This is a genomic window from Pseudomonadota bacterium, from assembly GCA_018817425.1.
Classification (GTDB): Bacteria; Desulfobacterota; Desulfobacteria; order Desulfobacterales; family RPRI01; genus RPRI01.
This window is the reverse complement of the sequence record JAHITX010000093.1, coordinates 43,032-55,762: the sequence shown is the minus strand read 5'-3', so window position 1 is coordinate 55,762 and position 12,731 is coordinate 43,032. Positions and strand designations below refer to the sequence as shown.

Genomic DNA, 12,731 nt, shown 5'->3' with positions numbered 1-12,731 from the left:
GCAGGTTCTGTTACTCATTTTTTTTGGCGATATATTGTTTTATATAACTTAAATTCGTTTGAGCTTCTTTAGCGGGGGATATTGAATATGGAGTTTCAAGTACCATCAATCCATCATATCCTATTCGTTCAAATGATTTGAAGCCAGCTTCAAAATCGACATCACCTTTACCGAGCATAACGTTCGGCCCCCCGACGCTTCTGTCTTTTATATGAACATGATAAATAACGTCTCCGAGGTTATCAATCTCAACTTCCGGCAGATAACCTTGAGAACGTGCATTACCAGTATCATAACAAAGCTTTATATTTTTGAAACCGGACTGATCGAAAGCATTTTTAATAACTGAAGCAGGAAGGTTTAGCTCAAGACAGTATTTGATTCCAAATTGGCCTCCTATCTTGTCTATATTCAGGCTATCCAACAAGCTAACTAATTTGTCTAATTGTGCAGCCGATGACAGATTGTTTTTTTCTAAAAAAGGGATCACGAAAATACTAATCGTTGTCCCTGCAAGTTGTTTTGTTAGGCCGATAATGGAACCCCAAAACATTTTTTTTTGAGAAGAATCAAAGATCGACAGTTCTGTTAAATAGTCCAGACAGATGGATTTTGACAAAATCCTGGCATTATTAATTGAACCTTTTTTTAAAATGCCCAGCTTTTCTAAGTTTTCAGGTACTTCAAGTAAATTTCGAAGTATCATGGATTTATCATATAGCAATTCAACAGTATCGAAACCAAGCTCCCTTGCATTCACCATCTCGTTTTCCCACTGTGACCGGGGAAATACCTGAAGCAAGTTTAAATCTTCAGGCAAAATCCTGCCTTGCATAATACCAAAATCAACCATTTGGCTTTTTTCCTGTCGAAAGAAGCATTTTTTCTTTTGAAAACCGTATTAACGCCCGGTGTTGGCTTTCGTTTTTGTCTTTCCATTTAAAACATTCAGGTAACAAAGCAATAACTTTGGTCACGAATTCAAACCAAGGATATTTCCACACGACAGGTAATTGAAGAAAGTATGAACAATCTACATTACTGTAGCCATTGATGATCATCGCGTTTTGTAATGACTTGCGAGTAAAGGCCTTGACATGGGTATAATCATCCCAGAAAAAACTGCATTGACTTCTCCAATCCGGTGTCATAAATACGGCCATTCCGCCAGGCTTTAAGACGTGAAGACTCTGTTGCAAAAAATTATCCGTGTTCCAGACATGTTCCAGAACTGACTTTGAAAATATATAATCAAAATAATTACCTTCAAAGGGGAAGGGCTCATTTTCAATATCACAATATTCAACTTTGAAATCTCTTCCTGATTCAATGCATTCATCTCTTTTGTCCAGACCATAGGCTTCCATGCCGCATCTCGAAAAACCGGTCAAATGATTCCCCTTACCACATCCTATATCAAGAATCTTTTTACCATTTACATTTTTTCCAAAACATACCTTTGCTATGTGGTTACACATTAGTTGAGGATAATCATTAATCCCCATTTCCTCTCTGAAATATATCGTTTTTAAATAATCAGTCATGGGCAGCTTTCCAAATATTTTCTGATTTGCAAATAATCCTTGTCTTTTAAAACTATTCGAGCTGAATCTAAATCATTGAAAACATCTATATCTGGAACCGGCTCTGTTGGCCACAATTTAATCCTTTCACCATGAAGCATTCCCGAATTATTAATTATCGAGGGCCTTACAATATCAACATAACCATTTGGCAAATAACAATCCTTAAAAAATTGACGCGGCAGATTATAAGATTCTTTTATTCCTTCGTATTTTAAAAAAGGAATCATAAACTCTTCTTCCATGTAAAACATTTTGTATGGAGTAAGATGGGTTTTATGGGCAGACCGAAGCGCTGTGGGTTTCTCGTTTTCGAGCATATAACGTATTGCGGCATCAATGATTTCCGGATCGCGCAAAGGAGTAGTCGGACGCAAATGCACTATAAGATCAGGAAGTTTAATTGAGTTTTTCTCCAGATACATCAGATAATGTCTGAATAATTCAATATCCAGTGAATCATCTTGTGAGATTTCGGCCGGACGTAAAAAAGGAACATCTGCACCATATTCAACTGCAATATCGGCTATTTGTTCAGAATCGGTACTGACAACAGTTTCATTTATCAGCTGGGATAACTTTGAGGCCGTTATTGAATAAGCAATCAGCGGATGGCCACCGAGTTGAATAATATTTTTATGAGGAATACTTTTACTGCCGCCTCTTGCCGGAATTAACCCAACGACTTTCATGAGTAATCTTCGGATCTTGCCAATTTTTGTTTTATCGATTTTTCCTCAGGTGTAATTTGTTTCACACCATTTCCGAAAGCTTTTTCTATCGTTCGTATGTATTGAACGAGCCGATGGAATCCCATTATTTCAACGGATGCCGCCTGATCCGAACCATACATAGCCCTGTCGAGAGCAATATGTCTTTCGACCGAGGTGGCTCCCAATCCGACCGCACCCATTGTTACCGCTAAACCAACTTCATGCCCGCTATAGCCGACCTTACAGTTAAAACGCTTTTTCAGCTCCGGAATCATGAGCAAATTTGCATCCTCAACACGCATAGGATATGTGCTGGTACAATGCATCAACTCAAATGGACATTGATGGCTTTTAAATATTTCAATTACATTTTCAATTTCATCCATCGTACTCATGCCTGTAGATATAAAAGTGTATTTCTTCTCCTTAGCTACTGTTTCTATCAGTTTTTTGTGATTCAGCATTGCCGAGGCGATTTTATTATATTTCAAATTGAATTTTTGCACAAAAAGCTGGCTCTCAACATCCCATGCAGAAGCAAACCAGACGATGCCCTTCTCCTTACAAAAACTATCGATTTCAAAGTATTCTTTTTCACCGAATTCCAGTCCCAGTTTTTGTTCGTAGTTTGTCGTTCCCCAAGGGCTCTCTCTTGGCTTGTCCAGTTCTTCTTTGGAATAAACCTTCTCGATAGTCCTTTTTTGAAATTTCACCGCATCACAACCGGCAAAAAACGCCCCGTCAATCAATTTTTTTGCTATATTGACATCCCCATTATGATTGATGCCAATCTCAGCGATAATAAAAATACTCATCTTGCCCTCCATAAGTATAATTTGCTTTGAACTTTACAGTTCTTTGCGGATATACAACATTGTATCTCCGCTATAATTAGTCGGATAAACACCAACTTCACGATAGTGTGACATGAACAAAACTGCAGAATCCGGGATAGTATTTTTCACTGCTCTAGTCACCACAGCTGGAAGATTATCCTCAAGTCCTTGCCAGATATAACGTTCAAGGTCAGGTCTTTTATCAAAATAATTCCAATGCGAATCAATATAACAGTTTCGGGTAACCGGAGGAATCAAACCTGTTTCAAGATAGATATACCCCTGAAAGTTCAAGGTAAACAGATCGTGATTGTTTTTTGCATATCTCTTAATTTCACTAGCCAATTGAGATTCAGGCCACTTCAGGACTGAGACCAAGCGGTCCCCGGCATGGTAAAAAGCTACTCCAAACTGTATTAAGAAAAGTGTTACAAATATTCTGAACACAAATTGACTTGATAATATTTTATTTATTTTTATAATATATTCCAATGACAGGGCGGCAAGCAAAGACAATGGAACAAAAACAGCAAAAAAAGGATATTGTTTGAGGCCTGTACCCTGTAATGCCACCATGAACAACTCGGCTAACAAATAAATAACAAGCCAAACAACAACCGAGTTCTTAAAAAGCCGATTTGCATTTTTAATAAAGACAAACTTCCCATCCTCTTTTTTATTTGCATATAAAGAATAAGAAAGAGCCAGAAAGCAAATGATTATTAACGGCTTTGCATATTTTATTAGATATACTCCATATATTAAAGGTCTGCCAAATATTTGCAATAAAGCAAATGTGCTTTTGCCTAAATGAGAATAAAGAGAATTATAAACGATTAATTGTTCATATATTATTTTGAAAGGAAAGCCCAAAACATATAGAATTACAGCCACGGGTATAAAAAATCCAATACCATAGCAAACCGTCAATGCAATAATATCTTTTCCTGAATATTTCTTTTGAAATATCAGATACATTAAAAGCATAATAAATATAATATTGGGAGCCATTCCAAACCGGGTTAAAAAACTCAATCCGCTGCAAACACCCGCAAAAAATACCAACAGTAAATTATCCCGACCTGCTTCAATATTCGTCTTCACTGTTGCTAATAAAATAAAGCTAATCAGATTAAAACCAATTGAAACATAAACTATACTCCCATTCAGATTGCCATATCCAAAAAACTGGACTACTGTGATCATATTAAAAAACAGCCACGCATATACCCCTCTAATTAAACTATATTCCTTTCTCATATTCGCGGCATAATAAAATATTAAACAATTTAACAAGCTGACACAAATTAAGTGAACGGCAAAAAATGAAAACAGACTGCCGCCAGTCATATTTCCCGGTAAAAGCAGATAGAAATAAAGAGGGGGTTTATGTGAGAAAAAATCAACATAGGGTATCTGCCCATTCCAGATAAGTTTGGAATACAAGGCATAAGCCTGAAAATCAGTATCAAGACCGGCAAATGTGCCTAAATGCAAAAGTATGGTAAAAATAAATACCAATAATATTTGCATTCCAAAGTAATAGCTGGTTTTAGAAACCATCCGGGATATTGACCCAGTATCAAAACATTTCACAATATAAGCTTCACTACCTGATCAATATCGAATGCCGCACATTCTTTCCAACTATACAGATGATTCATATCTTTATCCGCACAATTTGTCCTATGGTCTTGCATCATTACAACATATATCAAATCGAAACTTGATGGTCTGGACAAAGGAAGTAAAAGAGGCTTTGAGCAGTATTCGCATACTCGAATCCAAGGTTACTTGTCCTGATTTTCGTCCAACTTGGGGCACTAAACATTCCAGAATCCGCATTTTTTTTAAAGAAGCTATACCGCTGATTATTAAATTCGGCGCAAAGGTATCAGTCGGAATAATAGAAAAATATGGTTTAAAGACGGATACTCTCATAAGCCTATAAGGAGAATTCACATCAAATACGCCTTTACCGTAAAATGCATGGACAATCATACGTGAAAAGACGCTGACAATCTTGCGGGCAAGTGGCTGTCTCCTGCCATCTCTACACCCTATAAGAAAATCGTAATTTTTCCTGTTTTCCCAGAGACTATTGAAATATTCAGGATCCATTTCCCGGTCTGAATCCGTCTGGAATATCCAGTGGCATTCGCAATTATCCAAGTAACCAAAAAGAATTGTAGGGCCATGACCACTGTTCTTTTTGTTATGAATCACTAATTCCGAATAATCATGTTTGAGCTTTTCAAGTCTGGAAAAAGTACTGTCGGTAGATCCATCATTATAAACATGCATTTTAAAATCTATTTTAAGATTCCGCAGTTTTTCAATCCATTCCCTCACAGTTTTTTCTATAAGTCTTTCTTCATTATAGGCCGGTATTACAATAGCAAGGCTTTCATTGGCATCTTCCATTATCTACACTCGTAAAATATCAAAAAGTGGTTTCATATTGCAGTTAAGTTTCCGGCCTTAATTATATTCTCGTAAATGTTCAATGCCGATTCAATAGCCTGATCCATATCATAATACCTGTATTCACCCAAACGCCCTCCAAAAATGACATTGTGAACTTTTTTGCTTTCATCGGCATATTTTTGAAATATTTTCTGATTCTCAGGGGTATTGACAGGATAATAAGGATTATCTCCTGTATCCGCTTTAGGATATTCTCTAAAAATGAGCGTTTTATCCTTGGTGTAAGCTCTTTCTACATGTAAATGCCTTGGTTCATGAATACGTATATACGAAACGGAAAGTTCAGGATAATTCATTACCGAAGTGCCTTGGAAATCCTCCACGCCTACAACCTCCCGCTCAAAATCGAGACTGCGCCATTCGAGTTTTCCGAACCTGTAATTGAAAAATCTATCGATCGGACCGCTATATATAATTCGGCAAGTGTCGGGAACTTGATCGGCAATATCGAAATAGTCCACTTTTGTATTCAAATAAATATTTTGGTTATCCAACATCCTTTTGAAAATATCGCTATATCCATGACTCGGAATACCTTGCCATTGATCAAAGAAATAATTCTCATCATAGTTTTTTCTAACAGGAAGCCTGTCTACTATTGATGCGGGTAAAAGCCTCGGAGACTTTTGCCACTGTTTTTCGGTGTACCCCTTTATAAATGCGTCATACAAACTCCTGCCAACCGATAAGATCGCCTTTTGTTCAAGGTTGTCAGGAATTGAAAAGCTTTCTTTTTCTATCTCAGATTTTAAAAAGCCATCCACTTCAAAGGGCTTCAGATTAATGCCGTAAAATGAATTGATAGTTTCCAGGTTGATAGGCATTTGATAGACTTTGTCTTTATATACGGCAAGTACCTGATGGCGGTATCCATTGAAAGAGGTAAAGCGGTTGATGTAGTTCCATACTTTCTCGTTTGAGGTATGAAATATGTGAGTACCGTATTTATGAAACTCTATGCCCGTCTCATCATCTATCTCAGAATAACAATTACCTCCTAAATGTGATCGCTTATCAATCACTATGACTTTTTCCATTTTATCATTTGCAATTCGTTCCGCAATCACAGAGCCGAAAAAACCCGCCCCGATCACAAGATATCTTACTCCTTCAAAATTCACTTTTTAACACCCTTAATTATTTTTAATACTTAAGGCAACAATTGGTCTTTTTTATTTTTTCAGCCATTTATATTCGCCCACCAACCATTCGGCAAGCTCTTTGATTACGCCCTGCCCTCCTTTTGCACATGTAACCAAATCGGCTGTCTTTCTTATCAAAGGGTGGGCATCTTTCGGCGCCAGTGAAAAACCGGCATTTTGCATCGCTTCAAGATCGTTAAGATCATTTCCAACATAAAGAACATTTTCAAACGTTATGCCTTCTTTTGCACAATACGAGTCAATATATTCTTTTTTGTCTTTGCAACCGGTTACCGCATCAATCCTGAGTTTTTCCGCTCTTTTTCCGACAACCGGGTTGGTTTCAGTACTTAGTATCATCTGTTTTATGCCAAGATTTCTGATCATATCAACGCCCAGACCGTCAGCCCGGGTTACCTGGACAAGCTCTATCCCATCCTGACTCAATAGAACTTTATTGTCTGTCATGACACCATCAAAATCATAGATTAAAACAACAATCTTTTTATGCAGTTTTTTTATATGTTTAAACCATATTATTCTGATTTTAGTATGAATCCGTTTAATCAAAAGAAATACTTCTCCAGAAACATCTTTGATGGACTCGTAAAAAGTCGCCGAATCCTCTTAATTGTCATTCCCACGAAGGTGTGAATCCAGTATTTACAACCACTTCTGGATTCCCGTTTACACGGGAATGACGAGAAAAGGACTTTTTACGAGTCCATCATCTTTAATTAAAGTTCCAATTTCCCGAAAACATCATGCTTCAACTGAATTAAAACTTTCCTGCCGAATTTATACTTGGCAAAAATACTAAGTAACGCATAAATAAAAGGGATAATTTTTTTTTTAAGACCTTTGCTTTTTAAAATGATATTTTCATTAATCGGTCGACTTTCTTTTCTTGAAGTGCCAATTATATTTTTTTTGACAAACAGATTATTCTCCTTTTCCCGTAGAGGAGAAAGCCCGGTTAATTCAGAAAGATATGATCGAGGGGCTAATGAATATATCTTTACCTCCGGGAACAGTCTTTGGAGCACTGAAAACACATAGGTGTCGTTCTCAAAACTATGTGCTTTTTGTTCATAACCTACCTTGAAGTGCATGGGGGATGTTTTTGATTTTATTCTATCCGGAATTTCATAGCCATATCTCTTGTCTGTCGACTGATAAAAATCCATCCCAATGATATAAATTTCTTTGAACCCCAGAATGAGTCCTGTTGCAAGAGCCTGAAGTCCAACGGTGGGTATAGGGCGGACCATCATGATTCTGGCAATTTCAGGAACGGTCGACATGAGGTTCCAATGATCATAAGCCGGTTGAAAGATTTTTTCATGAATTTTATCGATTTCAAGCCGGTGCGAGCGGTTTTCATCGACCAGCTTCATCGGATAAAAATAATTTTCAACGTTATATTTTTTGTCAATAATTAAATCATACAATTCATCCTGTATGACCTCTCGGTAAACCGCCCAGAAGTATGCATCCACATGTTTTCCGAAAAGATAATCCTGTTCCAGAAAAAACAGATTCATCCTGAAAATAACAGGATTGCCAGGGATTCGATAATAATCGACCTCGGCAACCGATGGACCGCTACAGGCAATGACCAGCGGCCTGTTGTTCTTCTTTCTTAAATCCGCAACAATTTCTGATTCTGCTATGTCTATTGAATGATATCTTTTGCTCATAAACTCTTCGTTGCTATTTGGTTTTTTCCAACCGATTTCTCACAATATCGTTAAGTTTTACGGCAAATATTTCAGGTGTATACAGTTGATAATATCTTTCTCTTAACTTTTTGTTTATTAATTTTTCCGGTGGACTGCCTAAAAGTTTCAAAATTTCATTTGCCGCTGCATCCGTATCAAATGGTTCTATCAAAATGCCGTGCCCTCCTAATGCTTCGGGAGCTCCTCCCACGTTGAACGTTAAGATATTTCTCCCTAAGCACATTGCCTCCAGGACTGACAAAGGGAAAGGATCATCCCTGCTTGCCAGAAAGAAAAGACTTGCAGTATGAAGTTCGCTAAAAGGGATATACATATATCCCAGGAAACGGATACGGTCCTGCAAACCAGCCAACTGAATATCATTTTTCCATGTACCGAATTTTTTTTCATCTCCAATCCATACAAATTCAACACTTGGGTGCTTTTTGCAAACCTCGATGGCTGTTTTGACAAATAGATCTGTCCCTTTTCGTTCTTGCATACTCGCAATATTTATCACTTTTGGAGGGTTCGATGGCACTACTATTTTATTATAATCATCTGGAATAATAGAACATTCATTTATTACATACGACATTGTTCCAGGATAACAGTTTTTAATATACCGATTACATACTTCAGAGGCTGTTAAATGGGTAACCTCCGGGCGTGAAGCAATTTTGTTCATGAGTTTAAAGCCGAGCGGCTTTTCTTCTTTCAACCTTTTAAAAGCCCATTCTGTCTCATGCCAATATATGTATATCGGTATTTTGAATTTTGAAAACAAATAAAAAAGAGGCAATGCGAAACTCGTATATATGCCATGAACATTGACATAATAAATTGACGCCGCGCTGTTAAAAATAACAAAATCAAAATTTAATTTTCTCGATTTCAATAGCATTCTAATCGTGCTGATTATTAACCTATGAGGTGATGAAGATGAAATATAATAAAGTCTAATATTATGCTTCTGAAGATATTTTTCGGCCAAAATAATGCTCTTGTTCATACCAAATACGGGGTCACCTATCCGGTCAAGTATCACTAAGCCGTGTAATGTTTCATGCCCTCTATTAAGGGAAGATTTTTTCATTATAATTAGTTGTTTTAGACACTTTCCAGGTTCGATGTTGATAATATTTTGAACGATGCAAATTCGACTGGTTTTTTTTTAGTCCGACTTTAAAAGAGAATGCCAGAACCACATCAAGTTCATACCACATTCCTTTAACAACAGCTGTGCTCAGACGATACGATCCAGGCATTAAACCCAGATAAGGAAGATATGTTTGTATTTCATTTATTCCTTCTGATATCGATATCTTGTTTTCATCACGTGTATTTGATAAAAATAGTGTGGAATTATTTTCTCCGATTTTGAATATCGAAATCCTGACGGTTAATTCTTTGATTGCGTAATCTGATTTACATTTAATGCAGAAAAATACATTTTCTCCGCTTGATGGAACACTGATTTTTTCACCCTTTGAATTGCGAAAATAAACCGATTCGATACTTACTCCATCCTTATTTCCTCTTGAAGCATTAACAAGAGGTATTTTTTCTATGTTAGCATCCTGTAAATTTTTAAATGCGGTATCTTCTTCATAAACCCGCATCACGGAATCGACATCACCTAAACACTTAACTTCACCATTTGATAGATATATAGCCTTTTGGCATGTTGATAGTATGGCTTCCGGATTATGTGAAACCAGTATAAAAACAACCGATTTGTCAATCAACTCAGATAAACGCTGATAGCATTTTGTTCTAAAATATGCATCGCCGACTGCTAAAATTTCATCAATTAAAAGTATATCCGGCTCTTTGTGAATCGCAATTGAAAACCCCAGCCTAACCCGCATCCCTGATGAATATGTTGAAACCGGAGCATCTAAAAAATCCCCTATCTCCGCAAATTCTATTATATCTTTAAATTTTGAATTTATCTCATCACGTGTCATTCCGAGGATAGTGCCGTTCAGATAAATATTTTCACGCCCCGTCATGTGCGGGTGAAACCCTGCACCGATTGCAATCAAGGCGCCTATTCTTCCTTTAACAATTATTTCACCATTGTCAGGTGGGAATATTCCTGCAATAAGTCTTAGCAAAGTTGTTTTACCTGATCCGTTTGCGCCGATTAAACCTATGGATTCTCCTTTTTTTAACTCAAAATTAATATCATTCAATGCCCAAAATTCATCTTTCCTAAGTTCCGACGTGTTGTTTTTTAAGCCAACCAGGTTTTTCGAAAGATCCGTAATCCCATAAGCCATACTCCGCCTTAATTTTTTGCAAAATTTTTTGGAAACATTTCGTATAGAAACAACAACTTCATTATCCAGATTTTCAGAAGCTGCATCAAATTTTCCCGGCGCCGGATTCATATTCATATCATCCTTTCGATTATCCTTCCCTCAGACACGAAGAACAAGCGCCATGAAACCATAAACAACAATATGGCCAGCCCCGAACACAAAAAATATCCGCCGGCATGATATAATCTGCCGTAGATAATTATATCCCTTGCCGAACAAACAAGATATGTCAGCGGATTCCACCTGATTATCATCTGAACCAGATCATTGTTAATTTTATCAGAATAGATAACCGGAGTTAAATACATCAAAAGCATCATGCCCATTTCAGTAACTTTATTAACATCAATTGCTACAACTGATATCATTGAAAAAACAAGACCGAATGCAGCCCCCAAAAAAAACAAGGGCAAAATAACTATAGGAAAAAAGACTATTTCCCAGCCGGGAATAACTTTAAATATATAAAGGACAACTATATTTATAAAAAATGTGACTAAAAAATTTGCCAGATGCTGTGCGGTTTCCTTAAACAGCAGCACTTCATGCGGATAGTTGACCTGCAACACGAAATCTTTTCCGGATGACAGTGTTGCTTTTGCCGCATTAAAAAATCCCAGAAAAAGTCCCCATATGGAAGATCCAACCAAAACATACGCGGGATAGGGTATCCCGACATCACCGGGATGGAGCATACCCGTCATGTTGAGAAAAACCCAGGATATAATTCCCATGATAGGTGCAATAAATATCCAGGTGACTCCTAAAAATGATTTTTTATAACTCGCAAAAAAATCTCGTTTAAACAGTTGCCATATCAACTCTTTCGACTTTATAATATTTTTCGCCATCACTGCCCAGGTCTCTAAAAAGCCCAGTTCATGCCTTTGATTGGGTCTATAAATAACAACCTGTTGTCCTAATGTTTCTTTTTTTTTCATTTATTCAAACTTTTTTGATGCCAATTCCAGGCTGTCCGGATGATTTCCTTGAGCCTTCCATGTGCAGGCTGCCAGCCTAAAATCTTTCTGATTTTATCTGAACTGCCGACAAGAATCGCCGGATCACCGGGGCGCCTGTCCGATTCGATTGCATGGATATTATTACCGGTAATCTCTCTTGCGGTTCCAATAACTTCCCTTACCGAAAAGCCTTCACCGTTACCAAGATTAAAGACATTGCTCTTTCCGGTATTCTTAAGATATTCAAGCGCAAGAACATGGGCATCGGCAAGATCGGAAACATGTACATAGTCCCGAATACAAGTGCCGTCAGGAGAGCCGTAATCGGTACCGAAGATCTTCACATAATCACGTCTGCCGGCTGCTGCGTCCAAAACCAGCGGAATGAGATGCGTTTCCGGGTCATGGTCCTCACCTGCCTCGCCATCAGGATCGGCTCCGGCGGCATTAAAATAGCGCAGAGAAACAAATTTCAAATTACAGGCCTGCGAAAAATCCTTTAACATCTGCTCTACAATCAGTTTCGTAAAACCGTAGGGATTGATCGGTGCCAGGAGGCAGTCCTCCGAAATAGGCACCTTTTCAGGGATTCCGTACGTTGCACAGGTGCTTGAAAAAACAATGTTCTGTATGCCGTGGTCCCGCATTGCTTCAAGAATCGTCAGTGAACCGACTACATTGTTACGGTAGTACTTCCCGGGGTTTTCAACCGATTCTCCCACATACGCAAAAGCCGCAAAATGCATGACCGCTTCAGGCTTGTACTTAACGATAACCTCATCAAGCCTTTGCCTGTCCAAAATATCCCCTTTTTCAAAAGGCCCCCATTTAACCGCCCAGGTATGCCCATAAGTTAAGTTGTCATATGTAACGGGGGTATAACCGGCTTTCGATAGCGCTTTGCAGGCATGTGAACCGATATAACCGGCACCGCCTGTCACCAATACATTTGTCATAAAA

General features: G+C 37.8%; 13 protein-coding genes. All 13 read right to left on the bottom strand.

The window, feature by feature from the left end; genetic code table 11:
* Positions 1 to 10: 10 nt before the first annotated feature.
* A complete protein-coding gene (locus KKC46_15945) occupies positions 11 to 853 on the bottom strand; it encodes a sugar phosphate isomerase/epimerase (GenBank protein MBU1055294.1) in 843 nt (280 codons plus the stop codon).
* Positions 846 to 1,544, bottom strand: a complete 699-nt coding sequence (locus tag KKC46_15940; protein MBU1055293.1) for a class I SAM-dependent methyltransferase — start codon at positions 1,542 to 1,544, stop codon at positions 846 to 848. The genes KKC46_15945 and KKC46_15940 overlap by 8 nt, the downstream gene beginning before the upstream one ends.
* Positions 1,541 to 2,275, bottom strand: coding sequence for an acylneuraminate cytidylyltransferase family protein (locus KKC46_15935; protein ID MBU1055292.1), 735 nt, complete (start codon positions 2,273 to 2,275; stop codon positions 1,541 to 1,543). The genes KKC46_15940 and KKC46_15935 overlap by 4 nt, the downstream gene beginning before the upstream one ends.
* The gene (locus KKC46_15930; GenBank protein MBU1055291.1) at positions 2,272 to 3,111 is read right to left on the bottom strand and encodes an N-acetylneuraminate synthase family protein; all 840 of its coding nucleotides are present in this window, start codon (positions 3,109 to 3,111) and stop codon (positions 2,272 to 2,274) included. Before KKC46_15930 ends, KKC46_15935 begins: the two co-directional genes overlap by 4 nt.
* A 33-nt stretch (positions 3,112 to 3,144) precedes the next feature.
* A complete protein-coding gene (locus tag KKC46_15925) occupies positions 3,145 to 4,338 on the bottom strand; it encodes a hypothetical protein (protein MBU1055290.1) in 1,194 nt (397 codons plus the stop codon).
* A gap of 480 nt (positions 4,339 to 4,818) precedes the next feature.
* On the bottom strand, positions 4,819 to 5,556 hold the full coding sequence (locus KKC46_15920; protein MBU1055289.1) for a glycosyltransferase family 2 protein: 738 nt from the start codon (positions 5,554 to 5,556) through the stop codon (positions 4,819 to 4,821).
* A gap of 32 nt (positions 5,557 to 5,588) precedes the next feature.
* Entirely contained in the window at positions 5,589 to 6,740 is a 1,152-nt protein-coding gene (glf, locus tag KKC46_15915; protein ID MBU1055288.1) for a UDP-galactopyranose mutase, read from the bottom strand.
* Positions 6,741 to 6,791: 51 nt separating this feature from the next.
* A complete protein-coding gene (locus KKC46_15910) occupies positions 6,792 to 7,229 on the bottom strand; it encodes an HAD hydrolase family protein (GenBank protein ID MBU1055287.1) in 438 nt (145 codons plus the stop codon).
* Between the two features lie 269 nt (positions 7,230 to 7,498).
* A complete protein-coding gene (locus KKC46_15905; GenBank protein MBU1055286.1) occupies positions 7,499 to 8,461 on the bottom strand; it encodes a hypothetical protein in 963 nt (320 codons plus the stop codon).
* Positions 8,462 to 8,474: 13 nt separating this feature from the next.
* Complete coding sequence (locus KKC46_15900) at positions 8,475 to 9,170, bottom strand: glycosyltransferase family 4 protein (protein MBU1055285.1); 696 nt, start codon at positions 9,168 to 9,170, stop codon at positions 8,475 to 8,477.
* Between the two features lie 388 nt (positions 9,171 to 9,558).
* The gene (locus KKC46_15895) at positions 9,559 to 10,878 is read right to left on the bottom strand and encodes an ABC transporter ATP-binding protein (GenBank protein ID MBU1055284.1); all 1,320 of its coding nucleotides are present in this window, start codon (positions 10,876 to 10,878) and stop codon (positions 9,559 to 9,561) included.
* Positions 10,879 to 10,880: 2 nt separating this feature from the next.
* Positions 10,881 to 11,750 (bottom strand): ABC transporter permease, encoded by an 870-nt coding sequence (locus KKC46_15890; protein ID MBU1055283.1) that lies wholly within the window; start codon positions 11,748 to 11,750, stop codon positions 10,881 to 10,883.
* Positions 11,747 to 12,727, bottom strand: a complete 981-nt coding sequence (gene galE / locus KKC46_15885) for a UDP-glucose 4-epimerase GalE (protein ID MBU1055282.1) — start codon at positions 12,725 to 12,727, stop codon at positions 11,747 to 11,749. Before galE ends, KKC46_15890 begins: the two co-directional genes overlap by 4 nt.
* Between the last annotated feature and the right edge of the window lie 4 nt (positions 12,728 to 12,731).

What these genes read in the sequence shown, in the direction of transcription:
- KKC46_15945 (MBU1055294.1), bottom strand. Translation starts at nt 853, where the DNA reads ATGGTTGATTTTGGTATTATGCAAGGCAGGATTTTGCCTGAAGATTTA.
- KKC46_15940 (MBU1055293.1), bottom strand. Translation starts at nt 1,544, where the DNA reads ATGACTGATTATTTAAAAACGATATATTTCAGAGAGGAAATGGGGATT.
- KKC46_15935 (MBU1055292.1), bottom strand. Translation starts at nt 2,275, where the DNA reads ATGAAAGTCGTTGGGTTAATTCCGGCAAGAGGCGGCAGTAAAAGTATT.
- KKC46_15930 (MBU1055291.1), bottom strand. Translation starts at nt 3,111, where the DNA reads ATGAGTATTTTTATTATCGCTGAGATTGGCATCAATCATAATGGGGAT.
- KKC46_15925 (MBU1055290.1), bottom strand. Translation starts at nt 4,338, where the DNA reads ATGATCACAGTAGTCCAGTTTTTTGGATATGGCAATCTGAATGGGAGT.
- KKC46_15920 (MBU1055289.1), bottom strand. Translation starts at nt 5,556, where the DNA reads ATGGAAGATGCCAATGAAAGCCTTGCTATTGTAATACCGGCCTATAAT.
- KKC46_15910 (MBU1055287.1), bottom strand. Translation starts at nt 7,229, where the DNA reads ATGACAGACAATAAAGTTCTATTGAGTCAGGATGGGATAGAGCTTGTC.
- KKC46_15905 (MBU1055286.1), bottom strand. Translation starts at nt 8,461, where the DNA reads ATGAGCAAAAGATATCATTCAATAGACATAGCAGAATCAGAAATTGTT.
- KKC46_15900 (MBU1055285.1), bottom strand. Translation starts at nt 9,170, where the DNA reads ATGAACAAAATTGCTTCACGCCCGGAGGTTACCCATTTAACAGCCTCT.
- KKC46_15895 (MBU1055284.1), bottom strand. Translation starts at nt 10,878, where the DNA reads ATGAATCCGGCGCCGGGAAAATTTGATGCAGCTTCTGAAAATCTGGAT.
- KKC46_15890 (MBU1055283.1), bottom strand. Translation starts at nt 11,750, where the DNA reads ATGAAAAAAAAAGAAACATTAGGACAACAGGTTGTTATTTATAGACCC.
- galE (MBU1055282.1), bottom strand. Translation starts at nt 12,727, where the DNA reads ATGACAAATGTATTGGTGACAGGCGGTGCCGGTTATATCGGTTCACAT.